The following is a 26,796-nucleotide window of genomic DNA, read 5'->3' on the forward strand; positions in this document are numbered from 1 at the left end:
AGTGGGGCCCGTGCACACCAAGGCGCGAGGTGTGTACGGACCCCACCTAAGGAGCCGGGCCGCCGGGGGGCGGTCAGACGGTGGTCTTCACCGGCTCCTGGTCTTCGTCCTCGTCCGTGTGCAGTCCCGCGTCGCGGTTCCGCACGAAGGCGAGGAAGGAGTTGAGCTCCCGCTTGACGACCGGCGCGAGGAGGTACAGGCCGATGATGTTGATGACGGCGAGCATGAACAGCACCGCGTCCGCCATGTCGATCAGCGTCTGCAGCGTGAGGAGCGAGCCGGCCACCGCGAAGACGGTGTAGAGGACCTTGAAGGTCAGCTCGCTGGCGCGGCTGCGGTCGAAGAGGTGCGTCCATGCCTTCATGCAGTAGTAGCCCCACGTCAGCACGGTGGAGATCGCGAACAGCATGACCGCGAGGGTCAGGATGTACGGGAACCACGGCAGGACGGTGGCGAAGGCGTCGGAGGTGATGGTGACGCCGCCGATGGACTCGCCGCCGTTCCGGAGCTCGACGTAGCTGGCCGGGTTGGCGATGACGATGGTCAGCGCGGTCATGGTGCAGATGATGACCGTGTCGATGAACGGCTCGAGCAGGGCGACCAGGCCCTCGCTCGCGGGGTGCTTGGTCTTCACCGCGGAGTGCGCGATGGGAGCGGAGCCGAGGCCGGCCTCGTTGGAGAAGGCGGCCCGCTTGAAGCCGACGATCAGCGCGCCGAGGACACCGCCGGCGACGCCCTGGGGGTTGAACGCGCCCTCGATGATCGCGGAGACCGCGGACGGCACCGCGGTGACGTTCACCAGGATGACGACCAGGCAGGCGGCGATGTAGATGCCGGCCATGGCGGGCACGAGCCGGCTGGTGACCGAGGCGATGGAGCGGATGCCGCCGAGGAGGACGATGCCGACGAGGGCGGCGATCAGGATGCCGAAGAAGAGCGCTCCGGCGGACGAGCCCATCAGGCCGCTCTCGCCACCGGTGACGGAGACGAGCTGGGCGTAGGACTGGTTGACCTGGAACAGGTTGCCGCCGAAGAGGCCGAAGAACAGGATCATGAAGGAGGCGAGGACCGCGAGGACCTTGCCGAGGGTCTTGCCGTTCTTGCCGAAACGCTCGGCGAGGCCCTTGGCCAGGTAGTGCATGGGACCGCCGGAGACGGTGCCGTCGGCGTGCACCTCGCGGTACTTCACACCGAGGGTGACCTCGACGAACTTGGTGGCCATGCCGAGCAGGCCGCAGAGGATCATCCAGAACGTGGCGCCGGGACCGCCGATGGAGACGGCGACGGCCACGCCCGCGATGTTGCCGAGGCCGACGGTGCCTGAGACGGCGGCGGTCAGCGCCTGGAAGTGGTTGACCTCGCCGGCCGACCCCTTCTCGTCGTACTTGCCGCGCACGACGTCGACCGCGAGGCGGAACTTGCGCAACTGGACGAAGCCGAACCAGCCGGTGAAGACGACTCCGGCGACGACGAGCCAGGCCACGATCAGCGGCAACTGCGTGCCGCCGACGGGGATGGCGTAGAAGACGATCTCGCCGAGCCACTTGGCTATGGGCTCGAAAAAGCCGCTGACGGCGTCGTCCACGGACTGGGTGAAGGAATCGAGTGACACGGTGGGGACCTCAGTGCGCAGGACCGGCGCGCGGGAGGCTGCGCCGGTGAGGGTGCGTGTATGAGCGAACGCCGTTGTCCGATCGGCGACCCGAGGCGTCACGTCCTGGACTCGGAGTGTGATCACCTTGAGCGGTCCTGCCGGTGCGTGCCGGCACTGCGCAGGATGGCGAGGGGTGGTGCCACCTGCGGAGTTGCGCATTCCTACCACGACAGCGCCCCGCCGGCGGGTGACGCACATCACATTACGGAAGGTGATCTTCCGAAATCCCAGCAAGCGTGACGTGACCGCTATCCGAACAGCTTGTCCGTTCACCGTGCACTTATTTCTGCTGGTCAGGAGCGTTCCGAGCGACACACATGTTCGCGCCCCCGCAGCGCACCGGCAGAAAGCACGAATCGCGGAGCGGAGTCGAGCCGGCCCATCCTTCCGCTCGGCGGATCACTACCTGACCCGGAAGAGCTGGATGTCGCGGTTCACGAACAGGTGGACGTATCCGCACGTCCAGCAGATCAGGCCGGTCGCGGACTCGTTGGCCCACGCGAGATTGAGCAACTCCATCCCCGTGCTGTTGAGCTTCACCTCTCGCTCCCGGAAGGTGTCGTTGTCGCACATCAGGCAGCGGATCTCGATGCCTCCGATCGCCGCGTGCAATGGTTTGGCCATGCCAGGCCCCTTCTACTCGGTCACTTCGGTCGGTCGTGTCAGGTGCCGGCCCGACGGGCGGGCGAGGAGATGGCGCGGGTCCGTCGCGCGGGTGATCGCCGTCTCGACGGCCGCGACGCGGTCGGCGAGGAGGCCGAGAACGGCGATCGCCCGGTCCAGGGGATCGTCTCCGGAGCCGCCGAACGCCCGGGCGCGCGCGTACGCGGCGGTCACGTCCGCCCAGCGGGCGGCCTGCGCCGCCGTGAGGGTGCCCCGCAGCTCGGCGAGCTTGAGGAGGTTGGCCTCGGCCTCGGTCGTGAGGGTCTGAGCTTCGGCGGTGTAGTGGTCCTCGATCACGGCGGCGAGCTCGGCGTCGTTCATGGCGGGCGAGATACGGGCCGCGATCTTGTTCATGTTGCGGTAGGAGCCCTGGAGCCGGAACGGCGGCTCGGTGCGGGCGTCGTCGGACTGGGCGGCCGAGGCGATGTACGCCTCGTTGACCGCGAGGACCGTCTCGCGAGCGGTCAGCAGGTGCCGCAGGACGGCGAGGACACGGTCGAGCTCGGCGGGGGCGTAGGGGTGGGCGAGCCGGTCGCGGCGTGCGGTCGGGTCGCCCGCCGCCAGGCGGGTCAGCAGCTCCACGTCGCCCTGGTCGCGTCCGGCGAGCGGCGCGAGGACCGGGTGTGAGGTGAGGGCGTTCTCGACGAAGCTCGCCGCGAAGGCGTCCTCCTTGCCGGTCAGCACGTCGCCGAGGTTCCACACGTCGGCCCGGTTGGCGAGCATGTCCGGCACCCGGAAGAGCTGCCCCGATTCGGTGTAGGGGTTGCCGGCCATGCAGACGGCGAAGCGCTTGCCGCGCAGGTCGTGGCCGTTCAGGGTCCGGGTGGCGTCGCAGAGGGGGATGAACTTCTGCAGGAACTCCGGCGAGGTGTGCTGGATGTCGTCCACGTACAGCAGGACGTTGTTGCCCGCCGCGAGCGCGAAGGCGATCTTCTCCAGTTCGCGGCGTGCCGCGGTGTCGGGGGCCTCCGCGGGATCGAGGGAGGTCGTGGCCTGCCCGAGGGCGGGCCCGTCGACCTTGACCAGGAGCAGCCCGAGTCGGTCGGCGACGTACTCGACGAGTGTCGTCTTGCCGTAGCCGGGCGGCGAGAGGAGCAGCAGCAGTCCGTGGGAGTCGGTCCGCTTGGCGTCGCCTGCCGCGCCGAGCTGCTTGGCGAGGCTGTCGCCGATCAGCGGCAGGTAGACCTCGTCGACGAGCCGGTTGCGCACGAACGACGACATGACGTGCGGACGGTATTCCTCCAGCCGCAGCCGGGCCCGCTCGGCCGCGACGAGCTCCGCCCGGTGCCGCTGGTAGGCGCGGAAGGCCGGCACGTCCCGCTCGGCGAAGGCCCGCGTCCTGGCCAGGTACTCGTCCAGGCGCAGTACGAGTGCGCGGTCCACCACACGGGGGTGGGTGCCGAGGAGTCCGGTGACCGTCGCCGTGGTCGGGGCGGTGACCTCGTAGCGGTCGAGGTCCGGGCTCAGCTCGACGACGACGGCCTCGGCCAGGACGCCCTCGTGGAGCCGCTCCCCCGACGCCGCCGCGTACGAGGTGAGCCATGCCTCGACATGCTGCCGCCGGGCGGCCGGTTCCGCGAGAACGGCGAGGGTGTCGTCGTACGCGGAGGTGGCGACGGCGCGGCGGAAGGCCGCCAGCAGGGTCTGTGCCTCGTGGGAGACGGCGAAGCCCGGCGGGCCGGAGGCCAGCTCCGTGATCAGGTACGCGGCGGCGGTCGCGTCGCCGATCTTCGCGGCCAGTTCCCGCCGGAGTCCGTCGACGGCCGACGCCGAGCCGAAGAGGTCACGGGCCTGCGTCAGGGAGACCGCTCGGTGGGTCCACTGGTCGCGGGCCTCGGCGGTGGTGGCGTGGGCCCAGAAGGTCTGGGCGGCCGCGCGCGCCGCCGCCGGGTACCTCAGTGGTCCGGCGCCCTTGTACAGCCCGAGCACCGCCTCCAGGATCAGTGCCGCGTCGTGGTCGTGGACGCCGCGCTCGTAGCCCTCGTCGTAGGCGCCCTCCGCCGCACCCCGTGCGAGCGCGGCGAGGTCCGCGCCCGCCAGGCCGTCCGCGCCGTGCTCGGCCAGAAGACGTGCGGCCAGGTGTTCGGCGCGATAGACCTCCGGCGACTCGGAGGGCAGGGTCCGGTGCCAGTGGGGCCGGTGGGCGGCGAAGTCCGGGTCGGTGACGGGCGAGCGGTAGTCGGTGCCCGTCAGGGTGAAGGCCAGGCCGTCCTCGTACGGTACGAGGGTCAGCTCGGGCACCTGCCGGTTGACGGCGAAGCGGTGCCGGCCGAGCCGGATGGTGTCGCCGCCGTCGGAGAACAGGTCGGTGCGGTCCCGCAGGGCCCGGCCGGCCTCCTGACGGGCGGCCGCCAGCCGGCCGTCCAGCTCTTCCGCCCTTACCTGGTCACCGAGTTCCCTGAGGTCCGCCGCGAGGCGCCGGACTTTGGCGACCATCGGGTCGGAGGCGAAGTACGTGTGTACCGCGTCGAGGTCGGCGAGGGCCGAGGCCCGCCGGGCGATCGCCTCAAGGATCCGGCGCGCCGACTCGGCGAGACGTTCCGCACGGCGGGCGCGGGCGTCCTGGAGGGACTGCCGGTGGGAGGTGAATGCCTCGTAGATCTCGCTCCGCTTCTCGGCGACGGTGGTCAGGAAGCCGTCGTGCTCGGCGAAGCGGGATTCCAGGTTCTCCAACTGGAGGAGCAGGCGACCGAGTTGGTGGTCGCAGTCCTGCGGCGTGTCGGAGGCCGCGAGGGCGCCGGTGACCGCCTGGGTCAGTAGGGCGAGCTCGGCCGCGAACTCCGCCCGGCCCTCGGTGTCGAGGAGTTCGGCACGCCGGGAGGCCAGGACGGCCCGGGCTCGGTTGAGGGAGCCGAGGACGTCGGCGATCCGCTCCAGGATCGAGGTGCGGACGGTCGCGTCGCCGATGTCCAGGCCGGCGACGATCTCGCTGAGGGTACGGAGGCCGAGGGTGTGCTCGTCGAGCCGGTCGGCGACGCGGCCCGTCTCGGCGACGGTGGTCAGCGCGCCGGCCTCGGCGGCGAGCCGCTCGGCCTCCGCGTGGTGGCCGGTGAAGGCATCCTCCCGCTGGAGGAAGGCGACGGCCCGCTGCGCGACCGAGGTGATGTCGGCCTCGACCTCCGCGGCCAGGGTGTCGATGCTCTCGGTGTCGGCGTGGCGCATCTCCTTCAGGGTCACCAGGTGCCCCTGTTCCTGGCGGAGTTGGGTGATCCGCTCGATCCATTCATCGGCGGTGGCCGGTGCCTCGCTGCGGATGCGCCGGACCAGCCGGGAGATCCGCCGGCCGGACTCCGCGAGCGCCTCGGCCGCCTGCCGGGTGAGGGTCGTCACGGTCTCGAACTCGTCGAGGACCTGGGCGGCGGTGCCGCGCAGGTCGGTCAGCGGGCCGCGCAGGTCACCGGTCTCCGGGTCGCCCAGCCAGTGGTGGTGGTCGGCCGCGCGCTCGCACGCGGCGATCAGCGACGCGTACACCGCACCGGCGGGGGCCGGTTCGGTGGCCTGCCGGGCGATGGCGAGGCAGTCGGAGATGCCGCGGACGAGGTCGGCGTTGCCGATCCGGGCGAGCGGGCCGCTGCCCGGCGGCGCCGGGTGCGTGTCGGCGACGTACGGGGTCCGCCAGATCTGCACCGGGTGGACCCGGCCGGGCTCCTCGTCGTCCGCGCGCAGGACGACCATCGTCCCGTCGTCGAGGAGGGCGTGTCCGCGGCAGGACACCGGGCTGGCGATCTCCTTGCGGATCAGGTTGTACGGGAGGAGGAGGCTGCGGCCGGCCTCTTGTGCGTGGAAGACGTAGAGGACGTCCTCGCCGTTGGGCGAGCGGATCGCCCGCTCGAACGCCGGCCCCGCCCCCGGGCCCGCCGCCGTCGGCCCCGCCGAGTCCGTATCGAAGGTCTTCACCGTGCCGGAGGCGAGGCAGTATCCGCCGGGGAACACGATCCCCTCGTCCTCGGGCAGTCGCAGACACGCCTGTCCGATGCCGTCGAGTCTGACGACGGAGCCGGTCAGGGTGTTGAAGACGAGGTGCCGTCGGATCTCCTCCTTGTACGGGCGGACGCGCACCAGGATCAGAGCGCCCACCGTCGCGTACGCGACCTCCGCGTCGGCCAGGGACTGCAGGGGCTCGTCGACCGGTTCGGTGTGGACGCCTTCGGCGGTCTCGGTGTCGTTCTCCGTCTTCACCGTCAGCACCCCGCCGACCGTGGAGACGAACAGGCGGCCGCCGAGGGAAAGGTGCGGGTGCCGGCCCGGGACATGGTCGTCGCGGGTCGTCTCCACCCAGTCGACGTCGTGGGAGGGAGGCAGGACGTGATCGCGCTCGCCCCTGGCGTCGAGGAACCGCAGCTCGCCGGACGGCCCCACGGACCAGCGCAGGACGCGGAGGTCGTCCGCCTGCTCCCCCGTCCGGAAGACGGCGAGGAGCCGGCCCTCCACGTGACGAAGCCGCAGCAGGCGGGTGCCCCGGAAGTAGCGGTGCAGCGCGGTGAACTCCCCTACGAAGTCGGGGTCGTCGAGCAGGCCGGGCACGGAGCCCTCGGGCAGGGGATTCAGCTCGCGGTCGTACAGCGTGAAGACGTCGGCGACCGCGGTCTCTGCACGCCCCGCCGACGTTGTGTGGCGGCCGAAGAGGAGGACGTCGTCGCCGACGGCGACGATGTCCCGGGGCAGGCTGTTGTGCGCGGTGCGGATGCGACCGGTGCCCGTGAGGGCCAGCTCGCCGGCGCCGAACTCCGCGATCCGGGCCTTGTTGAGGGCCTCGGCGCGTCGGGCCAGCTCGCCGGCCTGCGTGGTGAGGCGGTCGCGCAGCACCGCGTACGTGTCCTGGTCGATTCCGGCGCTCATCTCGTTCCGCTCCCTTGTTCCGTGATCGACGCGGGTCCGGTGCCGTCAACCCCCGTATGCCGGCACCGGACCCGCTGTGACCGCTCCCCCGTGGGCGGTCAGCTCTTGGTGGCGACGCCGTTCAGTGCCGTGGTCTCGACCGGGGCCACGCCCGGCGCGCCCGCGTCGAGTACGCCCGACTTCATGACCTTCGCGAGCAGCGCGGAGACGCTGAGGTTCTGTACATCGGCGGTGGACAGCGAGCCGAGCACCTTGGTGAGGTCCTCGGTGAAGGAGCCGGAGCCGTTCAGCCACGGCCCGGCGAGCGTCTGCGCGGTCTGCGAGTGCTCCATGAAGCCGTCGACGGACTTGCCGAGCGCGATCGACTGCACCAGCCGGTCGAGGAAGACCGACTCGCCGCCGACGATGTTGATGTCGGCGTTCTCCAGGCCGGTCGCAAGGACCGTGGCCTGCGCCTCGGCCACTTGCCGCTGCACGTCGAGCCCGGCGAGGCGGATGTCCTTCTCCGCCTCCAGGCGCAGCCGGTACTCCTCGTGCGTACGGGATGCCTCGTCGAGCGCGGCCATGGCCGCCGCCTTCTCGGTCAGGCCGGCCGCCTCGGCCTTGAGCTTCTCGCCGATCGCGGTCGCCTCGGCGAGCGCCTTCTCCCGCGTGCCGACGGCTTCGGCGCGCAGGCGGGCCTCGGTGGCCTCCGCCTCGGCCCGGCCGGTCCTCTCGATCGCGTCGGCCTCCTTCTCCCGTACCTGCGCCGCCGCGAGGCCCTCGGCCGCGGCCTCGGCCTGGATGCCCTCGGCGAGCCGGATCTTGGCGCGGGCGTCCATGTCGGCGGCCTTGTTGCGGGCCTCGGCGAGGGTGAGTTCCTCCGCCGCGCGGTGCACGGCGGCCTGCTCCGCGGCCTCCGCCGCCTTGATGTCCTTGACCAACTTCTCCTGCGCCTGCGCCTCGGCGGCGATGATGATCGCCTGGCGCTCGCGCTCGGCCTCCTCGACCGCGCGCAGCCGCTTGATGGACTCCTCCTGCTCCGCGACCGTGCGGTCCACCGCGACCCGCTCGCGGATGACCTCGGCAATCTCCCGGCGCTCGGCCTCGACCTCCTTCTCCGCGGAGATACGGGTGAGTTCGGTCTCCCGGTCCCGGGCGATGACCTCCAGGAGGCGGTCCTTCTCGATCCGCTCGTTCTCGACGGCGATGACCCGCTCGCGGTTCTTCTGCGCGACGGCGACCTCGCGGGCCTGGTTCTCGCGCTGGATGCCGAGCTGTTCCTCCGTCCTGAGGAAGGCGCTCTGGGCCCGCAGCCGCTCCTCCTCCACCACCCGTGCGGTCTCGGCTTCCTCCCGGGCCCGTACGGTGTCGATCTCCCGCTTCTGCTTGATCTCGGCGTCGGCCTGGCGCCGCTCCAGCTCCAGGATGGCCTCGCGGGCGTCGACGTTCTGCCGGGTGATCTCCTTCTCCTCCGTCCGCTGGAACTCGTTCGTCCGGACGTGCTCGATGGCGGTCAGCTCGGTGATCTTCCGGATGCCCTGGGCGTCGAGGACGTTGGCCGGGTCGAGATGGGTGAGCGGCGTCTGCTCAAGGTAGTCGATGGCCGCGTCCTCCAGGCTGTAGCCGTTGAGGTCGATGCCGATGATCTCGATGATCCGGAACCGCAGCTCCTCGCGCTTGGTGTACAGGTCGGTGAAGTCCATCTGCTTGCCGACGGTCTTCAGCGCCTCGGAGAACTTGGCGTTGAACAGCTCCTGCAGCGTCGCCTTGTCACTGGCCCGCTGGGTGCCGATCGCCTGCGCGACCTTGATGACGTCCTGCGCGGTCTTGTTGACCCGTACGAAGAAGGTGATGCGGATGTCTGCACGGATGTTGTCCCGACAGATCAGGCCGTCCCGGCCGGTCCGGCTGACCTCGATGGTCTTCACCGAGATGTCCATGACCTCGGCCTTGTGCAGCACGGGCAGCACGACCTGCCCGGTGAAGGTCACGTCGACCTTCCGCATCTTGGAGACGATCAGCGCCTTGCCCTGCTCCACCTTGCGGAACAGGCGGCTCACGAAGAGCAGCGCGGCGGCGACGAGCAGGACCACGGCGATGAGCACGCCGATGACCACGGTGATGGCATCCATGAGAGAACCCCGTGTCGATCGAAGAAGGAGGAGAGGCGTATCCGCTCGGGCGGCGGTACGCATGAGGGGGGCAGCGCGGTGCTGCGGAGGGCCGGCGGGTCAGCGCCGGGGCGGCCCCGGTTCGTCGGGCGGCAGCTTCGCGGACGGCGCTGCGGACGGCGTCGCGGGGAGGCCGGCGGCCGCGTTAAGGAACCCGCCCATAGCCCTCCCCTTCGCGTACGTCGATTTCCCGCAACCGGCATCGACGCCACCCCCAGGCCGTCCGGCCTCACTATCCTGGCCGCAGAGCCCGTGTAAGGCATTTCCGTAACCCGGCAGTGTTTGACGCCTTCTTGATGCCGGTTGCGACTCCTCACCGGGGCTGTGGCAGCCTGGCCTCTCGCGTCAGGATCTCGTCAGAGACGCGTCAGGATTCCGGGAGGGGCCGTGGGGGAACGGGAGACAGCCGAGGAGTATCTGGAGGGGTACGCCGGCGTTCTGACGGCTGTCTGCTCGACCGGCCGCAGGCTCACCCGCGAGGAGCTGGAAGCGTTCCGGTATCAGGGCGAGCGGGCCGCGGAGGCCGGGATCGGCTTGCGTGCCCTCGTCCGCGCCCACCTCGCCGCCGCGCGGGAGACACATGCCGGGCTGCCGCGGCCGAGCCACGAGCACCTCCTCGCGGCCGTCGAGCAGGCCGTCGACGCCTTCGCCGAGGGCCACGAACGGGCGCAGCGGCTGGCGGTACGACAGGAGGAGGCGGCGCGTCGGGAGTTCATCGACGACCTGCTCTACGGGCGCAGCGACCTCGGCCGGCTCGCCGAGCGCGCCGAACGCTTCGGGCTGCTCCTGTCCCATGCCCACGCGGTGGCCGTCGCACAGGGCGCGGAGCCGTACGGCGACGGGTTCGCGGTCACCCGCACGATCGAGGCGTCGCTGGTCGCCCGGTTCGGCAACCGCCGCATCCTGCTCACCACCAAGGACGGCCGGCTGATCTGCATCGCGCCGGCCGACGAGCCCGAGGTGCTGGCCCACTTCGCCAAGCAGGCGTACGCGGCGACCGACGGCGGCCAGGTCGCCATAGGCCGGTCCCATCCCGGCGCCGGCGGCGTCGTCCACTCCTACGAGGAAGCCCTCAACGCCCTCGACCTCGCCGCCCGCATGGACCTGAACGACCCGGTCCTGCACGCCGCCGACCTCCTCGTCTACCCCGTCCTGACCCGCGACCGGCAGGCCATGGCCGACCTCGTACGCAGCGTCCTCGGTCCGCTCCAGCAGGCCCGCGGCGGCGCCCAGCCGCTCCTGGACACCCTCACCGCGTACTTCGACACCGGCTGCGTCACCGCCCAGGCGGCCCGCCGTCTGAACCTGAGCGTGCGGGCCATGACGTACCGCCTCGACCGCATCCATCGCCTGACCGGTTCGGACCCCGGCGATCCGGTCCAGCGCTACACCCTCCAGACCGCCGTCGTCGGCGCCCGACTCCTCGGCTGGCCGAGGGAGCAGCTCTGACGGAGCGGGGGTGCGCTCAAGCGCCGGAGGTCTGCCCCCGGCCCGGTACCTGGGAGGTCCTGGCCGCCTCGGCCTCGGCCTTCGCGTCGCTCACCACGGCGTCGGCCTGCTTCGCGACTTCGTCCGCTGCCGCGGCGGCGTCGAGCGAGAACGTCGAGCCTGCCTCGAGCTGGGGCGCCGCGCCTTCGTCCGGCTCGCCGCCACCACCGGTAGCGGCTGCTTTCTCCCGCTGCTCGGACGGTGGCAGACCCCTGGCCGACCGATCCCCGAACGCGCTGGTGACGGCGCGAACCGCCTCGGTCAGCTCTCCCGGGATCACCCAGAACGTGTTGTTGTCGCTCTTCGCCAGGTGCGGGAGCGTCTCCAGGTACTTGTAGGCCAGGATCTTCGGGTCGGCGTTGTTGCGATGGACGGCCTGGAAGACGCGCTCCACCGCCTTCGCCTCGCCGTCCGCCCTCAAGATCATGGCCTGCTGGGTGCCCTGCGCCTCCAGGATGTCCTTCTGCTTCGTGCCCTCCGCGGTGAGGATCTTGGCCTGCCGCTCTCCTTCGGCGTGCAGGATGGCCGCGCGCTTGTCCCGCTCGGCCCGCATCTGCTTCTCCATCGCCTCTTTGATCGTGTGAGGTGGATCGATGGCCTTGATCTCGACGCGGTTGACGCGGATGCCCCACTTGCCGGTGGCGTCGTCCAGGACGGTGCGGAGCCGGGTGTTGATCTCTTCACGCGAGGTGAGCGTCTGCTCAAGGTCCATGGAGCCGATGACGTTCCGGAGCGTGGTCACGGTGAGCTGATCGATCGCCTGCAGGTAGTCGGCCACCTCGTAGGCCGCCGCGCGCGGATCCGTGATCTGGTAGTAGAGCACCGTGTCGATGTTGACGACGAGGTTGTCCTCGGTGATGACCGGCTTGGGCTGGGACGAGTAGACCTGCTCGCGCACGTCGAGTTTGGTGTTGATGCGGTCCGCCACCGGCAGAACGAAGTTCAGGCCGGGTTGCAGCGTCCGGCGGTAACGACCGAACCGCTCGATGTTGTAGCGGCGCGCCTGCGGGACGATGCGCACCGTGGCCGCCACGAGGAAGACGACGACGATCGCCGCCACGAGAATCGGGATGAGAACCGGATCCACCATTCCTCCGTCGGGACGTGTTCAGCCGTTCACGGAAGCAGTTCGCGGGGGTAGACGATCGCTGTCGCGCCTTCGATCTCCATGACGTCCACCAGCGACCCGACCGGGATCACATGGCTCTCGTCGAGAGCACGTGCGGACCAGTCCTCACCGGAGATCTTGATCAGGCCGCGTGTCGCGGTCACCTCCTGCATGACCTCGGCCCGCTTGCCGATCAGCGCGTCGCTCCCCTCATGCGTGACGGGGCCCTGTGCCATTTGCCGCAGCGCGACAGGGCGGACGATGACCAGGCCCGCCGCCGCTGCCAGCGCGAGCGCGAGGAGCTGCCCGAAAAGGCCGACGCCGACCCCGGCGACAACGGCAGTGACCAGGGCGGCGCCCGCCAGAAGCCCGAAAACCAGCGTCAGGGTGAAGAACTCCGCGAGGCCGAGGGCCGCGGCGGCGAGAAGCCAGGCGAACCACGGCATGGGATCAGCCTCCCTCAGGGGACTTATCCACTCATTTACCCACCTAAATCGGGACGCAATCGGCATGTCCGCACGATGTGCCAGCGGACGGGGTAAAGGGCCACCCGTGCGCCGTGCGACCTGGTGCACTCCTCGATCACTCCTCGAACCGGCGCGACGGGCGGTTCTCCGGCGAACCGGGCCACTTGAAGTACCTGGGCCGCGGAGAGTGCTTCGACATTCTGGCGCGCATGGACCACGACGAGCGGGCCTCCCGATCAGAGGGTCCACTCGACGAGCAGCCGGCTTCGGGCCGGCCCTACGGCGAAGCAGCCGTTCCCAGGGGGAAGGCGGAACGTCGGACGCAGCGCCAGCCTTCGTGGGCAGAGCCCGTTCGGCTGGTTCACGGCAACGGTCCGGCTCGCCCCGTTGAGTCGGCGCTCTTGGAACGGTGGCGCAACCGCCCAGGCACTCCGACGTCCCAGGGCATCGGAGCGGGGTCGCTGGGGAACATTCCGAGTGAGGAGGAATGTGACAGGTCCATCCGCCCGTCCACAGCACTCCCGAGGCGGTCGCTATGAGTCACCCCGCAGATGACCAGCGCATCCTCACGGAGATCGAGCGGCGCCTCACCCACGACGACCCCGCCCTCGCCGCCCGGATGAGCACACTGAACCAGCAGTTCCCCGGGAATCCGGCAGAGCCTGCGGCCCCAGCCATCCGCCGCAACCCTCGCTTCGTGGTAGCGGTCGTCCTCTCGGTGATCGCGCTGCTGGCATTGATGCTCACAGCCGTGCTGAATGCCCCACCGACTCCACCCGCGGACGGGTTCGACAGGCCCACGTCCCGTTCTGCGGCTATGGCCATGCATGCGGCACCGTGAGCAGCCGCCCCGCGCGCCCTTCGGCCGGGTCAGCCGACATCCCGGCGGTTGAAGCGCATGATGCCGACGCGGGCGACGGAGGCGAGGGCGAGGACCGCCATCTCGCCCCCTGGTAGCCGTTCTTCGCCGGCCGAGGGCCGCTCAGCGGCGTCCTGATCGGGAAGGGCGGACCGCCCGGAAGTCGTAGATGATCACGAACGCGATGGAAAAACCGACCAGCCCCAGCGCGACGAGGGAACATGCCTCCCTCGCGGCGCTCGAAGCCTCGGCCAGCCGCGCCGCCTCATTGGTCAGCACGGCTCCGTACAGCATGACACCGGCGCCACCGAGCAGGCGGGCCGGGGCGCCGGGCCGGGCGAGGCGGTTCGGCCGCCAGCCCAGCAGGACCGCGATGCTCGGCGCCAGGAGCAGTGCCACACCCCCGATCACCAGTGTCCAGCTTGCCCAAGCGCTCATGTCAGGGCCGCGGAATCGTCCGGGCGGGAGGCACGCGTCCGCTGGCGGCGAAGCTCGAACAGGCCGATCGCCGCCGTGGCTACGAAGAGGGAGAAGGCAAGGGACTCCGCGACAGCGGTGACTCCTGTGGCCCGGGTGAGACTGGCCGTGAGCCCTGCGCACAGCAGCAGTCCCGGCAGGACCCGACGCCAGCGCGGCAGATGTCTGATCCGCCAGACCCGGACGCTGACGACGACGTTGAACGTGAGGAAGGCAAGCGCCCACAGGGCGAGCACGACAAGGGTGAGGGGCATGGGGCAGGGCTCCAGGGCAGGCGGAAGACTGTGCCGACCAGACTTCCCGGCTCACCGGTGGCTGATTCTAGTCGTCAGGGGAGGTGTGTGAAGCTCTGCAACGGCCCCGGTCTTGCCGGTGACGACGGGGATGTCGCCCTTCTCGACGCTCGTGTCGGCGGTGGCGGAGGTGAAGCCCCGCCGGGACGCTTGACGCCGATGAAGTCGAGCATGCGCCCGGGGACGAGATGGGCGGCGCGTTCGCCCATCTCATGCTCCGGCAGCAGGGCATGGTGCACTCCGAGGCATTCCAGGATCTTGCCGTGCTGACGGCTGACGGCCTTGACCCAGATATGGGGGACGCCGCTTCGAGGAGGTTGGAGCTGACCAGGATGCTCGCTTCGATGTCCGCACCGATACCGACGACAGCGCTGGAGAACTCGTGAACGCCGACACTCGTTGGCGAGCGATCTGCCGAAGCGCCCGAGGCCGGTGCCGGCCACACGCTGGCCGCCGACGGGCCGGCGCCGGCGGCGCACGTGGCGTCCGAACCGGTCGTGGTCGTGGGCCATTCGCTCGGCGGCGCGATCGCCCTGGCTTCTGGCTCCGACCTGATCGCCGGTCGCGTGCTCGTGTCGCCCGCCGATGCGGGTTCGCGTCACCCCCGAGCTGAGCGCGACGACGCCATGGCTCCTGCGCCCTCCCGTGGGGCGGGCCGAGCGGCTCCTGCGGCACATGATGGCCCCCGGTGCGGCCGTACCGGACGGTCTCAGCCGGTGGATGGCGCTGGTGGGCAGCTCCTGCCACAGCAGCCTCGCCCCCGAGCCTGTGCCGACGGCCATCCTGGCGCGCGCCCAGCGCGTGCCCAACAGCGTGGTGGTGGGGTCGCACGACGTCTTCCTGCCCCCGAGCCGCCTCGGCCCTGCGGCCGAACGGCGGCTCGGCACCGTGCTGCGCGTTCTCGACGGCGCGGGGCACCTCGTCCCGGAGGAGTCTCCCGAGTGTGCCGCCGCAGTCATGGCTGACTTCATGCGTGCGCACAGGCGGCATTAAGAACGCGTAAATACTGCCGGAATCCGGCAGTGAACACCCGTGCTACTCCATGGCACCATCCCTGGCAACGGCAGCGGATGGCACGAGGCGGGGTGGCGTACATGGGCTGGTTTCTCGGTCTCGGCATCGCGGGTCTTGTGCTGCTCGTCCTGTCCCTGGTCTTCGACGGGGTGTTGGAGGGGGTCCTCGACGGTCTCGGCGGGGGCTTGGACGGGTTTCTGTCGTTGCCGGTGGTCGCCGGGTTCGTGTCGGCGCTGGGTTTCACGGGGGCGATCGTGCTCGGGTCCACCGGTACGGGGGCGGGGGTCGCCACCGGTGCGGGTGTGGCCGCGGGGGGCGTCGTCGGGTGGGTGGTGTGGCGGTTCAGCCGGATGCTCCTGCACGGCGACGGGACCGCGCCCGCACCGCGGGGCGAGGACCTCACGGGCACCAGCGGCACCGTGGTGACGCCGATCCCGGCGGACGGCTACGGCGAGGTGCTGCTGTATCTCGCCGGCCAACCGGTGAAGTACGCGGCGAAAGCGGCGACTCCCCTCACGCGCGGCACCGACGTGTGGGTGGAGTCCGTCCTCTCACCGGCATCCGTCGCCGTCCGTCCGATCGAACGCTGACCGGCCCGGCACACTCTGTTCTTCTCATTCTGTACCGATTGAAGGGGGTTTCTTCATGAGCCCTGTCCTCACCGCCGTGGTGGGCATCGTCGTCCTTCTCGTGCTGCTCGGCCTCGTGGTCATCACGCGCTATAAGGTCGCCGGGCCCAGCGAGGCGTTCATCATCACCGGCCGGCGCGGCAAGAAGTCCACCGACCCCGCGACCGGGCGGGTGTTCACCGACAACAGCGGCCAGAAGGTCGTGGTCGGTGGTGGCGTCTTCGTCGTCCCCTTCGTGCAGCAGAAGTTCACCCTCGACCTCTCCAGCCGTCACATCCCGGTGGCCGTCCGCGGCGCCGTCACCCTGCGCGGGGTGAAGGCCAACCTGGAGGGCGTCGCCATCGTGAAGGTGGGCGGCACCGAGGACTCCATCCGGGCCGCGGCCCAGCGGTTCCTGATGCAGCAGAACGGCATCGTCGGCTTCACCCAGGAGGTGTTGTCGGGCGCGCTGCGCTCGATCGTGGGCCGTATGTCGGTGGAGGACATCATCCGGGACCGGGCCGCGTTCGCCGGGCAGGTCGCCGAGGAGGCCGAGGCCAGCCTGTCGGGGCAGGGGCTTGTCCTCGACGCGTTCCAGATCCAGGACATCACCACCGAGGGCTCGTACCTGGAGGACCTGGGCCGGCCGGAGGCCGCGCGCGCCAAGCAGGAGGCCGACATCGCCGAGGCCGTCGCCCGGCGGGCCGCCGAACAGGCGCGGCTGAAGGCGGAGGAGGAGATCGCCATCGCGCAGCGGACCCTCTACCTGAAGCAGGCCGAGATCAAGGCCCAGACCGACGAGGCCGCCGCGCAGGCCAACGCCGCCGGGCCGCTCGCCGAAGCCGCCCGCCAGCAGGACATCCTCAGCGAGCAGGAGAAGGTCGCAGAGCGGCAGGCCGCGCTGACCGACCGCCAGCTCGACACCCAGGTCCGCAAGCCCGCCGACGCCGCCCGCTACCAGGCCGAGCAGGAGGCCGAGGCCCGCCGCATCGCCCTGGTCAAGCAGGCCGAGGCCGACGCCCAGCGCTCCCGCCTCACCGGTGAGGGCGAAAAGGCCCACCGCGCCGCCCTCGCCGACGCCGTACGCATCGAGGGCGAGGCCCAGGCCGCCGCGATCGCGGCGAGGGGCTCCGCCGAGGCCGAGGCCATGCGGAAGAAGGCCGACGCCTTCGCCCAGTACGGCGACGCCGCCGTCCTCCAGATGCTCGTCGAGGTGCTTCCCCAGGTCGTCGCCAAGGCATCCGAGCCGCTGTCGGCCGTCGACAAGATGACCGTCATCTCCACTGACGGTGCGAGTCAGCTCTCCCGCACGGTCGCCGACAATGTCGCCCAGGGCATGGAACTCCTCTCCTCCACCACCGGAGTCGACCTCGCCTCCCTTCTCCAGGGCATCACCCAGAAGAAGTCGACCGGCGCGTCTGTACCCGCTCCGGCAGCCATGGGGAAGCCGGTCGAGATCACCGAGTAGATACGCGAACGCGACGGGGGCCGTGGTGAGAACCAGCTTCAAGTTTCACGCAGGCGCTCAACTAGCCCTCTGCGCCGCCGGATTACTCACCGCAGCCCTCGCCGCGGCACCACCCCTGCCTCCCTTCACCAACGAGTGGTTACTGCTCGGCATCGGCATCGCCCTGCTGGTGCCCCTGCACCTGGCGACCACCTTCCGTAGCGTCGCTCTCGAACGGCGCGCGAGAGGCTTCGCCGGCAACAAGGCGAACCAGTGGAGGGCTCTGCGGGCCCTGCCCCGCCGCGTCCACGCGCTGCTCGTGGGTGCGGGGCTGGCCGGGGTCTTCCTGGTCACCGGAGCGTTGTGGGACGACTCGGACCTCCAGGGCGCCGAGTCCGTCAGGGGGTACCACTCCGCGATCGACACCTCCACCCCGGACCGCAGGCGCGTCCCGATCACCACAAGCCAGTACGAGGCGTTGCGCAAGGACGAACAGCGTGTCGCGTTCGCGGCGTACGGTCTCTTCGCGGCGGGCGGTGGCGGCCTGACGCTCGTCTTCGGGAAGCTGGACCACTGGGCCGGCAGGCCATGACGCCCGATCCCCACCACGGCAAGGCCCACAGCGCCGCCGGCGTCGTGCACAACTCGTCGGCCTGGCCAGGCTCATGGCCCTCACCACGGGCAGCGCGCCACTGCTCGCTTGTTCTCCCGAGCCGCCGATACCCGAGACGCACAACCGACGATGAGCCGCCACGCAGCCCCCGTCCATGACGACCACGAGCGAAAGGGCCAGGGACTGTCATGTCATCGCGGAATGCCCGGCGCGGCTTCCTGGAGAGTCCCGCCGGGATGGGCCTGTACCTCCTGTGGCTGAGCTGGACGGCCGCAAGCAGCGGCACCCCGACGTGGGTGCGGGTCGGCGCCGGTGTCCTCGTCGTCGTATGCCTTGCCCTGCCGGCACAAACCCTGGTCTCCCGCGCGCGCCGCACTCGGGACAATCCGAGGCGGGAACGACCGACACCGCACCCGCCCGCGTGACAGCCGGGCCCATCTCGACCGGGGGGAGATTCGTGATCGCGCTACCGCACCAGGAAGCCGGAGATCCACGGGACGATGGCCACATGGTGGTCTGCGGCGACGACGGGCTCGCGCACCGGCTCGCTGCCGAGCTGCGGGACGTCTACCGCCAGCGGGTCGTCCTCGTCGCTCCCGGCGATCAGGCGGGCGAGCCGATGGACGACCCCATGGGCGAACAGCCCGCCGCACTGTCCCGGGCCGCCCGACTGATACGCCGGCCCGGCGAACCCGCCACGGAGGACGAGTCCGGCAGCGCACCCCCGCCGCTACGTGACGTCACGTCGTCGGCCCCGACCGAGGCGGCGCTGCTGAGGGCGCGGGTGGACCGGGCCACGGCACTGGCCCTGCTGTACGAGGACGACGAGACCAACCTGCGGGCGGCGCTCGCCGCCCGTCGTCTGAGGCCCGGTCTGCGGCTCGTGGTCCGCATGTACAACCGCAAGCTCGGACAGCACCTGGAAGAACTCCTCGACCAGGCGGCGCTCCTGCACTCCCCCGGCATGGACCGGGCCGCCCTCGACGCCTCCACCACCGTCCTGTCCGACGCGGACACCGCCGCACCCGCCCTCGCCGCCACCGCCGTCGCCGGAACGAGCAAGGTCGTCCAGGCCGACGGCGTCCTCCTGCGCGCCGCCGAACGCACCCCTCCCGGCCGCGGCGAGGTGGCCGACCCCGGCCTGTGCACCCTGGCCCTGCTCTCGTCCACGACCGGCGACCCCGCGGGCGCCGAGGGCTCGGAGGCCAGCGGTCCGCAGAGCCCCATGCTCCTGCCCGACGACCGGACCGTGGCGGGCGCGAGCGGGCGCGGGAGCGTCGTCCTGGAGACCGTCCGGTACACCGGTCCCGCTCTGCCCGCGCGGCGCCTGGCCCGCCGAGGGGCGCCACTCCACGAGCTCTTCTCCAGCCGCCTGCGGTGGGCGCTCGCCGGCATCGTCGCCTCCGTCCTCGCCCTGACCGTCACGACCACCCTGCTCACCGACGCCGACCCCGTGCACGCCGCGTACATCACGCTGCTCGACCTGTTCTCGATCAACGACCCCGCTATCGACGCGTCGGTCACCCAACAGATCCTTCAGCTCCTGTCCGGTTTCGTCGGCCTCGCCCTGCTCCCCCTCCTCGTCGCCGGAGCTCTGGAGGCACTCGGTACCTTCCGCGCCGCGGGTGCCCTGCACCGGCCGCCTCGCGGACTGTCCGGCCACGTCGTCCTGCTGGGCCTCGGGAAAATCGGAACCCGTGTCCTCGCCCGACTGCGCGAACTCGACATCCCGGTCGTCTGTGTCGAGGAGGACCCCGACGCACGAGGCATTCCCCTGGCTCGCGGCCTCGGCGTCCCCGTCGTCCTCGGCGACGTCACCGAGGAAGGCGTCCTCGAGACCGCCCGGATCCACCGCGCCCACGCGCTGCTCGCCCTCACCAGCTCCGACACCACCAACCTGGAAGCCACGCTCTACGCCCGTACGGTCAAGAACGATCTGCGGGTGGCTCTCCGCTTGTACGACGACGACTTCGCCACCGCCGTCCACCGCACCCTCCGCACCGCCCACCCCGACGCCCTCACCCGCAGCCGCAGCGTCACCCACCTCGCGGCACCCGCCTTCGCGGGCGCCATGATGGGCCGCCAGATCCTCGGCGCCATCCCCGTCGAGCGCAAGGTCCTGCTCTTCGCCGCCCTCCTCGTCGCCGGCCACCCCCAGTTCGAAGGCCGCACCATCGCCGACGCCTTCCGCCCCGGCGCATGGCGCGTCCTCGCCCTCGACACCGCAGCCCCCGCCGCCCGCCGCCCCGACCTCGCCTCCTCGCACCAGGTCGGCGAGGAACCCCAACTCCTGTGGGACCTGCACCCCGGCTACGTCCTGCACCCCCAGGACCGCATCGTCATCGCCGCCACCCGCCGCGGCCTCGCCGAACTCCTGGGTACCTCACCCCGGCCCCGGTCTGCCGCACCTTGACCGGCCTAGGGCCTGTCCGACGGATCTTGGTTGAGAGCTGCCAAGAGGCGTGGGACCAGAGGGTTTGAATCATTCTTGCGCCAAGCGACGGCGACTCGTGTGTACGCGCTGTCGGGCGCGATCTTGCGGAAAGCGACGCCTTTGAGGCGGATGCGGCGGATGCTCTCCGGGGCCAGTGACACGCCCAAGCCGGTCTCCACCAGGGCGCAGACGGTCTGCCATTCCACGGCGTGCTGGGTCACTTGGGGTGTGAAGCCTGCTGCGATGCACAAGTTGGTGATCTGGTCGTACAACGGCGGGCCGACGACGCGAGGCAGGAGCACGAAGGGGTAGTCCGCCAACTGCTCGACTCGGACGGTTCGTTGTGCCGTGAGCGGATGCGAGGAGGGCAAGACGGCCACGAATGGCTCGGTCAGCACGGTCTCGAACCCGAGGTCCGCATCATGGGCAGGCGGCTCGCGCAACAGGCCGACGTCGATCGTTCTTTCACGCAGAGCGGCCAGTTGCGGCGCGGTGGTCATCTCCTGGATGTCCACGTGAACGGCGGGAAAACGTTGCCGGAAGGTTCGCAGCAGGCCGGGCAGGACGGTGAGGGCGAGGGAGGCGGCGAATCCGATCCGCAGGCGGCCGGCCTTGCCGCTGCCGACTTCTCGGGCGGCTGTCAGGCCGTCCGCGAGGTCGGTGAGGGCATGCCGGGCGGCAGGGAGGAGTTCCCGGCCCGCTGGGGTGAGACCGATGTGCCCGGGTGCGCGGCTGAAGAGCGCGTATCCGACCTTGTCCTCCAGGCGGCGGATCTGCTGGCTCAGCGGCGGCTGGGCAATGCCCAAGCGGGCGGCGGCGCGGCCGAAGTGGAGTTCCTCGGCGAGCACGACGAAGGCGTACAACTGCGGAAGGGGAAGTTCAGGGCGCTCCATACGCATAGAGATATCAGTTCGTACCTCATGACGTATTAGACGTATCAGCGCTGGTCACTTAGCGTTCGGCGCATGACAGAGCGACGTTCCATCCTCAGCGGCTCGACGTTCGAGGAGCAGATCGGCTATGCCCGCGCCGTGGTCGACGACGACTGGGTGCATGTGTCCGGGACGACCGGATTCGACTACACCACCATGACGATTTCCGACGATGTGGTGGAGCAGGCCGAGCAGTGCCTGCGCAACATCGAGGCTGCCCTGACCGAAGCGAAGTGCACCTTCGCCGACGTGGTGCGGGTACGTTATCTGCTGCCCGACCGAGCGGACTTCGAGCCCTGCTGGCCGGTACTGCGTCGCGCCTTCGGGAACGTCCGGCCGGCCGCCACCATGCTCATGTGTGGCCTCGCCGATTCCCGCATGAAGATCGAGATCGAGGTGTACGCCCGGCGGATCACCGCGTAACCGCCCACGTCGTCCGGTCTGGGTGAACGGGTGCACCGTGCTCGAGGTCGGGCGAGGCGATCTGACACATGACGAGTGGGCACGGCTCCAGCCACTCCTGCCCGGCGGCGGACTGCCGGGCGGACGGTGGAGCGACCATCGCACGGTCATCATCGGAATCCTCGAGCGTCACCGCCGCTTGGCGGCGGACGGCACTTGGGACAAGATATTCCGCTCGCTCCTGGCACACGCCGACGCCGAAGACCGGATCGACTGGAGTGTGGTCGGCATCGATTCCACCTCCTGTCGGGCCATCTGGTCGGCGAGGGCGGCCGCCGCCCCTTAGCGTTCCTGGTCACCCCGGGCCAGTGGGGCGACGCCCCGCATCTGATCCCGGTGCTGAAAGATCTGAACGTCCCCCGGCTCACCACCGGCCGCCCTCGTACCCGCCCCGACCATCTCAACGGAGACAAGGCGTACAGCTTCCGGCGGATCATGGTCGGAGCCATAAGCGGATCGTGGCGAGGTTGCGGCGTCTGTAGATCGCCTTGTCGAAGCCGACGGGCCGGCCGCCCCTGCGTTCGCGGCGCTGCCGGTTGGCACGTTGGCTTCGCGGTTCGGCAATGGTGTGCCTGATCTGGCGCCTGCGAAGGTAGCGACGGTTGCGGCGCGCGCCCGGTCGTAACCCCTTGCCGCGCCTCGCCGCCGTCTCCGGAGTAACACGCGCCTGGCCCCGTTGACTCGCACGTCTACACGACTACCTGAAGCCGCCTCGCCGCCCGAGTTATCGAAACAGGGCGACTTCGCTTCTGCAGAGAGCACATGTGGTGGGATCACATGTGCAGCGACCCACGGTAGTTAAGGTCCGGGGCCAGGCACACGATTTGCCGTGGACATAGCACTGCAGAGGTGCAAACATGATCATCGATCGCGGTCCATGAGGGGGAGCCGGTGTTGCCGAAACGTTGCGTCATGAGTCCAGGCAAACCACCACGGGCGCGTTCAGCCATGGCCATTGCCCTCGTGGCATTGGTGTTGTCGGCCTGTGGTTCGGGGGATGGCGCCTCGGTGGATAAGGCCAACGACCAGCTCCGCTCGACATCGTTCCATTCTTCCGGGACCACGACGGCATTCAGCGGCGGTACCCAAGAGGCATGGTGGGACCCGGATCGGGGTTACCGGCTGAAGGCGTCCTGGATCGGCGGCTCCGGTGAGATGTTCTGCAAGGACGGCAAGACGTACACGAGTGCCGCGCTGCTCGCCCACTCGCTGCAGGAGAAGGGCCAATCGGTCACCGTGCCTGACCGGCTGGCCGGCGCATTCGTCACCTCGGAGACGGACGGCGGCTGCGAGAGGTTCTTCGAGATACCCGAGGCCGCGGAGCACACGCCGGAGGACGACCGCACGTCTCAAGGCAAGCAGACCCAGGCGTTCGCGGTGGCGGCGGGCGCTGCGCGGGACACGTACTACATCGAGTCCGACACCTCGCGGCTCGTGGAGTTGGTGTCCGCTCGGAACGGGCGGTTCAGCACCACGCGGTACGACTCCTTCGGGGATAGGTTCTCGATCTCACCGCCTTCGGACGCGGACACGATGTCGATGGACGACTTCCGCAGGCACGTGGGTTGAGCGAGGACCCGGAGGCCTACGGCACGCTCCACAAGGCCGAGTCCCGCTACATCGACCTCTCGCTGGAACGGATCCCGGAGGACGCCAAGGGCGCCGAGCTGACCAATCCGCTCAACAAGGCCGGAACGGCTCTGGGCGCGATGGCCTCGATCCGGGAAGACGTGATCAACGACGGCCGAATGGCGGGTTACAGCGAAGCGGACTGGAAGGCAAAGATCGCTTACCACGTCATCGGCGGTGCGGTGACACCTCTCTACTTCACCACCGCAGGCGGGGTCTCCGTCGCCTTCGGCGACTCGATCCAGCGAGGTGTCGACACCTGGGCCTGGCAGTGGGGCAACGAAATGAAGGCCGAGGTCGACGCCAAGGCGAACCCGGCCATCTCCGACGACGACGTCGAGAGCTACCCCCGTGACGTTCTCGAAGGCAGAGTCCGTGGCACCGAGACCGCCCAGAAGTACCTGACGGATACGACCAACTGACTCGGGTACCACGGAAAGGGAAAGATCATGACAGCGCGCACTGCCCGCCGAGCCGGTCCATCGGCGGTACTCATCGCTGCCGGGGTGGCTCTGGCTCTGCTGGGCGGCCTCGCTGCTTGGTTCGTCCTCGGCCGGGACTCCGCGCCGGCCTGCAACGGCCTGCCCGAGAACAAGCGCGTCCAGCAGTCCCTGGGCGCGGGCGTGAAGCCCGGCATGAGCTGCGCCGCACTGGGTGAGGTCATCGTCGAAGCGACGACGGGATCAAAGCCTGGTGTCCACAGCCGACAGCAAGCCCAGGCTCTGAAGGATGTCCTGTTCGAGCTCGGGTCCACGCAACCCGAGGACCTCACAATCGATCCCGCGCTGCGACTCCCATTGGCGACCGCACTGGCGGACTACGCGCCCGACGTGCACGAGCTGCTGGTCACCCTCGACAGCAAGTACATCCTCGAAGGCGACAGGACGAAGCCTCCGTGGGAGTCGGAGGGCACGTATCACCTCGCTGTGTACAACACGATGTTCCGGCACATCGTGCGGGCGGTGTCGGAGGACCCGGAGGCGTACGCCTTGCTGCGCACGGCCGAGACCCGGCAGGTGGCCAACGGCCTGGCCGCTGTCCCCCGTGACGCGAAGGACGCGGCCTTCTCGCTGCCGGCGACGAAGGGGGCACGTGCCCTCGGCGTGCTGGACGGCATCGCCACCGTGGTCCTGCAAGGCCTGGACGAGGACGAGGCGAAGGCTTGGCGCGTGACGGTCGTGAAGGGGGTGGCGCGCGGCCTGGACGCGCCGGTGGAGGGGAAGGACCAGGCGGGCGAGGCATTCGCGGCCGTCTGGCTCCAGGAATTCGAGAAGACGCCCGAGGCCGAGCGCTTCGACCGCCTGAGCACCCAGGGCGTCGACCTCACCCGCATCTGGCTGAAGAGCAGGAACACGGACGAGACGGCACAGCAGGCCCTGCTCGGCGAGGTGGAAAGCAGCGCGCTCGGCGGCGCCCGCGAGGTCACACACTGATGTCACGGGCCCCATCGGCCGGCTTCCGATCCCCACCCGAGCGCCTCCGCGCCGCCGCGTACCCTGCGCCCCCGGGCAGAGCACACGGCCGAACCGAGGGCAGAGACGTGCAGTACACAATGAGGAGCTCCATCGGCACAGCGGCGTGGCCGGCATGCTGGTCGCCCTAACCGAATGCGCAGGGTCCGATGCCGGGGGCTCGTCGGCATAAGTGTCGACCGGCTCGCGGTACACGAAGGCAGAGTGGGACGCATTCGTCCTCGGCGCTGCGGACATACGAGAAGGGGTCCGCCCCGGAGGGAGCGGGCCCCTTCTGTCGTACCCCAAGGTCGGCAGGCCCACGGTCAGTACGACTCAGTGAACAGGCACGAGACTTCGACGCCCGTGGAGCGGTAGCTGTCCTTACTCTGCTCGACGATCTTCGCCGTGTGCTCCAGGCGGTGTTCATGTCCTCAGCCCGCTTCTCGCCGTCCCAGGTGCACGTGTCGACGCGAATCCCGGCGTTCATGTAACGCGCCCTGGATGGGCCGTGTGTGAGAAGGGCATGCACCGGGTGGCGCGGCTATCGGGCCGGCTGTGCCGGGTGTCAGGACAGCAGGTCCAGCAGCGCGGCGCCGGTGTCCGTGAGCCGGAGGCGGACCTCGCGGCCGTGGCGGGTACGGCGCAGCAGGCCCGCGCGGGCGAGCTGGCCGCAGTGGTACGTGGCCGTGCTCACCGTGACGTGGGCCTGCCGGGCCGTCTCCGAGACGGATGGCCCGCGGCGGGCCGAGCGGAGGATCACGGAACGGACCGGGCCGAGGACCACCTCCAGCGGATCGGAGGCCGTACGCGGCTCCGTGTCCGCGGCCTCGGTGAGCTGTCCCAGGCCGGGAAGGGGGTAGCCGATCCAGATCAGGTCCGGGTCCTCGGCGCTGTAGGCGCAGGCGGAAAACCCGGAGGTGAGCGGGGCCAGGACCAGGCGGCGGCCTCGGTCCGCGAGATGCGAAGGGCAGGCGTGGGGGAGTTCCAGGAGGCCGTCGGCGTAACGGACGGACGTGCCCAGGGTGTTGAGCAGCGGGTCGAGACCGCCCGTCACGGAGGCGACCCCGACGCGTTCCGCCTCGCGCAGGAGCAGCCCGTCCGCCCGTCGCCATAAGGGACAGAAGGCGGACCAGACCGAGTGCGCCAACCGCCGGTAGGCGTCGAGGAAGCGGCGGGGCCGTTCGGCGATCCGCCGCCAGTGTTCCGGGACGGCGTCGCCGAACCGGCGGGCGATCTCCTGCTGCAGCACCTCGGTGTCGAGGGCGTCCAGCTCCTCCTCGACGCCCCTGGGGTGCGGGCCGGCCCCGGCGTCGCGCACGCCCCGTGTCAGGGCGAGGCTGTCGGGCAGCCACGGGACGCCCGAGGTGAACACGGCCCGCAGCGCGGCCGCGTCGTCTGGCCGCGCCGACTGGCGGACGATCCGGTTCCATGTCTGCGGCATGCCCTGAGGACGGTCGCCGAAGGTACCGGCGAGAACGGAGAACAGCGTCGTCCCCGGATGCCGGCTGACCGACAGATGCACATGCTCGAGACGCCCGATCGGAACGCTCGCCGTTCTCGACATACAGCCCCCCCGCTGCACCGCCGTAACCGCATCGACGCCACGATCGTATCCGTGTGCGGGAGAAAGCAGCGCACGGTAGGGGGCTTCGACAGGCCGTCGAAGCCCCCTACCGTGCTGTGCTGTCAGGGCGGCTCAGATCACGGGCTGCCCGTCCACGCCACGTACAGGTCGTAGGTGATCTCGCCCGCGCTCCTGCACTCGTAGACGAACCAGTACTTGTTGCGCACTCCGTTCTGGCCCGCGTTGTTGCACTGGTACCAGGCGATGTCGCGGGTGTAGCCGTGGAAGGTGCGGTGGTACACCAGGTTGTACGCGGCGGCCGAGGCCCCGTTCGTCGCGGAGCTGGTGGCGCTGGTAGAGCCGGTGGCGGCGCTGACGGCCGCGGTCGGGGCCGACGTCTGCGCTACCGCCGTGCCCGCGAGCCCGGCGATCGACAGCAGGCCCGCCGCCAGGGCACCCGCGGCCCGGACCGAATTCCTTCGTGACAAGATCACATACCTTTCTTCTGCCCGGATGCCCCCGCATCCGGTTCCGACGACGGCCGGTGCCGGGCCTTCTCGATCCGGCCCCCGCACGACGACGCATGCGACGCCGCACCGGCTCTCCGGCCCGGAGCACCGGCCGGTACGACCACTCTG

The 26,796-nt window shown here is 70.2% G+C and carries 22 protein-coding genes and 2 pseudogenes; 12 read left to right on the forward strand and 12 right to left on the reverse strand.

The window, feature by feature from the left end:
* Positions 1-73: 73 nt before the first annotated feature.
* The 4 genes from ABZ135_RS20060 to ABZ135_RS20075 all read right to left on the reverse strand — a co-directional run bounded on the left by ABZ135_RS20060 (position 74) and on the right by ABZ135_RS20075 (position 9,270).
* Positions 74-1,612, reverse strand: coding sequence for an alanine/glycine:cation symporter family protein (locus tag ABZ135_RS20060; RefSeq protein WP_356697543.1), 1,539 nt, complete (start codon positions 1,610-1,612; stop codon positions 74-76).
* Between the two features lie 444 nt (positions 1,613-2,056).
* Entirely contained in the window at positions 2,057-2,278 is a 222-nt protein-coding gene (locus ABZ135_RS20065; protein ID WP_356697545.1) for a hypothetical protein, read from the reverse strand.
* 12 nt (positions 2,279-2,290) lie between these two features.
* On the reverse strand, positions 2,291-7,156 hold the full coding sequence (locus ABZ135_RS20070) for a DNA repair ATPase (protein WP_356697547.1): 4,866 nt from the start codon (positions 7,154-7,156) through the stop codon (positions 2,291-2,293).
* Between the two features lie 98 nt (positions 7,157-7,254).
* The gene (locus tag ABZ135_RS20075; protein WP_356697549.1) at positions 7,255-9,270 is read right to left on the reverse strand and encodes a flotillin family protein; all 2,016 of its coding nucleotides are present in this window, start codon (positions 9,268-9,270) and stop codon (positions 7,255-7,257) included.
* Positions 9,271-9,696: 426 nt separating this feature from the next.
* On the opposite strand from ABZ135_RS20075, the gene ABZ135_RS20080 reads away from it, so the two are divergent.
* On the forward strand, positions 9,697-10,758 hold the full coding sequence (locus ABZ135_RS20080; RefSeq protein ID WP_356697551.1) for a helix-turn-helix domain-containing protein: 1,062 nt from the start codon (positions 9,697-9,699) through the stop codon (positions 10,756-10,758).
* Between the two features lie 16 nt (positions 10,759-10,774).
* Here ABZ135_RS20080 and ABZ135_RS20085 read toward each other — a convergent pair whose 3' ends face one another.
* A complete protein-coding gene (locus tag ABZ135_RS20085; RefSeq protein ID WP_356697553.1) occupies positions 10,775-11,884 on the reverse strand; it encodes an SPFH domain-containing protein in 1,110 nt (369 codons plus the stop codon).
* Between the two features lie 29 nt (positions 11,885-11,913).
* Entirely contained in the window at positions 11,914-12,351 is a 438-nt protein-coding gene (locus ABZ135_RS20090) for an NfeD family protein (protein ID WP_356697555.1), read from the reverse strand.
* A gap of 556 nt (positions 12,352-12,907) precedes the next feature.
* Between ABZ135_RS20090 and ABZ135_RS20095 the strand changes: the two genes are divergently transcribed.
* The gene (locus tag ABZ135_RS20095; RefSeq protein WP_356697557.1) at positions 12,908-13,213 is read left to right on the forward strand and encodes a DUF3040 domain-containing protein; all 306 of its coding nucleotides are present in this window, start codon (positions 12,908-12,910) and stop codon (positions 13,211-13,213) included.
* A gap of 141 nt (positions 13,214-13,354) precedes the next feature.
* Here the strand turns inward: ABZ135_RS20095 and ABZ135_RS20100 are convergent, their stop codons facing one another.
* Positions 13,355-13,669 (reverse strand): hypothetical protein, encoded by a 315-nt coding sequence (locus tag ABZ135_RS20100; RefSeq protein WP_356697559.1) that lies wholly within the window; start codon positions 13,667-13,669, stop codon positions 13,355-13,357.
* The gene (locus tag ABZ135_RS20105; RefSeq protein ID WP_356697561.1) at positions 13,666-13,962 is read right to left on the reverse strand and encodes a hypothetical protein; all 297 of its coding nucleotides are present in this window, start codon (positions 13,960-13,962) and stop codon (positions 13,666-13,668) included. The genes ABZ135_RS20100 and ABZ135_RS20105 overlap by 4 nt, the downstream gene beginning before the upstream one ends.
* A gap of 542 nt (positions 13,963-14,504) precedes the next feature.
* Here ABZ135_RS20105 and ABZ135_RS20110 point away from each other — a divergent pair.
* The 5 genes from ABZ135_RS20110 to ABZ135_RS20130 all read left to right on the forward strand — a co-directional run bounded on the left by ABZ135_RS20110 (position 14,505) and on the right by ABZ135_RS20130 (position 20,096).
* Positions 14,505-14,966, forward strand: coding sequence for a hypothetical protein (locus ABZ135_RS20110; RefSeq protein ID WP_356697598.1), 462 nt, complete (start codon positions 14,505-14,507; stop codon positions 14,964-14,966).
* 129 nt (positions 14,967-15,095) lie between these two features.
* Positions 15,096-15,605: a hypothetical protein gene (locus ABZ135_RS20115; RefSeq protein ID WP_356697563.1), complete on the forward strand. Its 510-nt coding sequence runs from the start codon at positions 15,096-15,098 to the stop codon at positions 15,603-15,605.
* Positions 15,606-15,660: 55 nt separating this feature from the next.
* Entirely contained in the window at positions 15,661-17,091 is a 1,431-nt protein-coding gene (locus tag ABZ135_RS20120; RefSeq protein WP_356697565.1) for an SPFH domain-containing protein, read from the forward strand.
* 25 nt (positions 17,092-17,116) lie between these two features.
* A complete protein-coding gene (locus ABZ135_RS20125) occupies positions 17,117-17,662 on the forward strand; it encodes a hypothetical protein (protein WP_356697567.1) in 546 nt (181 codons plus the stop codon).
* Between the two features lie 529 nt (positions 17,663-18,191).
* Positions 18,192-20,096: an NAD-binding protein gene (locus tag ABZ135_RS20130; RefSeq protein WP_356697568.1), complete on the forward strand. Its 1,905-nt coding sequence runs from the start codon at positions 18,192-18,194 to the stop codon at positions 20,094-20,096.
* 5 nt (positions 20,097-20,101) lie between these two features.
* Here the strand turns inward: ABZ135_RS20130 and ABZ135_RS20135 are convergent, their stop codons facing one another.
* Positions 20,102-21,010, reverse strand: a complete 909-nt coding sequence (locus tag ABZ135_RS20135) for a LysR family transcriptional regulator (protein WP_356697569.1) — start codon at positions 21,008-21,010, stop codon at positions 20,102-20,104.
* Positions 21,011-21,082: 72 nt separating this feature from the next.
* On the opposite strand from ABZ135_RS20135, the gene ABZ135_RS20140 reads away from it, so the two are divergent.
* Both ABZ135_RS20140 and ABZ135_RS20145 read left to right on the forward strand, forming a co-directional pair.
* Positions 21,083-21,472 carry a RidA family protein gene (locus tag ABZ135_RS20140; RefSeq protein ID WP_356697570.1) on the forward strand — a complete coding sequence of 130 codons (390 nt, stop codon included), beginning with the start codon at positions 21,083-21,085 and terminating at the stop codon, positions 21,470-21,472.
* A gap of 37 nt (positions 21,473-21,509) precedes the next feature.
* A pseudogene (locus ABZ135_RS20145) lies at positions 21,510-21,943 on the forward strand (IS5/IS1182 family transposase); the annotation flags it as partial.
* A gap of 34 nt (positions 21,944-21,977) precedes the next feature.
* Here ABZ135_RS20145 and ABZ135_RS20150 read toward each other — a convergent pair.
* A pseudogene (locus ABZ135_RS20150) lies at positions 21,978-22,124 on the reverse strand (IS5/IS1182 family transposase); the annotation flags it as partial.
* Positions 22,125-22,459: 335 nt separating this feature from the next.
* Here ABZ135_RS20150 and ABZ135_RS20155 point away from each other — a divergent pair.
* The 3 genes from ABZ135_RS20155 to ABZ135_RS20165 all read left to right on the forward strand — a co-directional run bounded on the left by ABZ135_RS20155 (position 22,460) and on the right by ABZ135_RS20165 (position 24,573).
* On the forward strand, positions 22,460-23,080 hold the full coding sequence (locus ABZ135_RS20155; protein ID WP_356697571.1) for a hypothetical protein: 621 nt from the start codon (positions 22,460-22,462) through the stop codon (positions 23,078-23,080).
* The gene (locus tag ABZ135_RS20160) at positions 23,077-23,562 is read left to right on the forward strand and encodes a hypothetical protein (RefSeq protein ID WP_356697572.1); all 486 of its coding nucleotides are present in this window, start codon (positions 23,077-23,079) and stop codon (positions 23,560-23,562) included. Before ABZ135_RS20155 ends, ABZ135_RS20160 begins: the two co-directional genes overlap by 4 nt.
* A gap of 84 nt (positions 23,563-23,646) precedes the next feature.
* Positions 23,647-24,573: a hypothetical protein gene (locus tag ABZ135_RS20165; RefSeq protein ID WP_356697573.1), complete on the forward strand. Its 927-nt coding sequence runs from the start codon at positions 23,647-23,649 to the stop codon at positions 24,571-24,573.
* A 586-nt stretch (positions 24,574-25,159) separates the two neighbouring features.
* Here the strand turns inward: ABZ135_RS20165 and ABZ135_RS20170 are convergent.
* Positions 25,160-26,035, reverse strand: a complete 876-nt coding sequence (locus ABZ135_RS20170; protein WP_356697574.1) for a hypothetical protein — start codon at positions 26,033-26,035, stop codon at positions 25,160-25,162.
* A gap of 260 nt (positions 26,036-26,295) precedes the next feature.
* The gene (locus tag ABZ135_RS20175; RefSeq protein ID WP_356697602.1) at positions 26,296-26,646 is read right to left on the reverse strand and encodes a hypothetical protein; all 351 of its coding nucleotides are present in this window, start codon (positions 26,644-26,646) and stop codon (positions 26,296-26,298) included.
* Between the last annotated feature and the right edge of the window lie 150 nt (positions 26,647-26,796).

The organism is Streptomyces sp. NPDC006339, assembly GCF_040612775.1.
Taxonomy (GTDB): Bacteria; Actinomycetota; Actinomycetes; order Streptomycetales; family Streptomycetaceae; genus Streptomyces.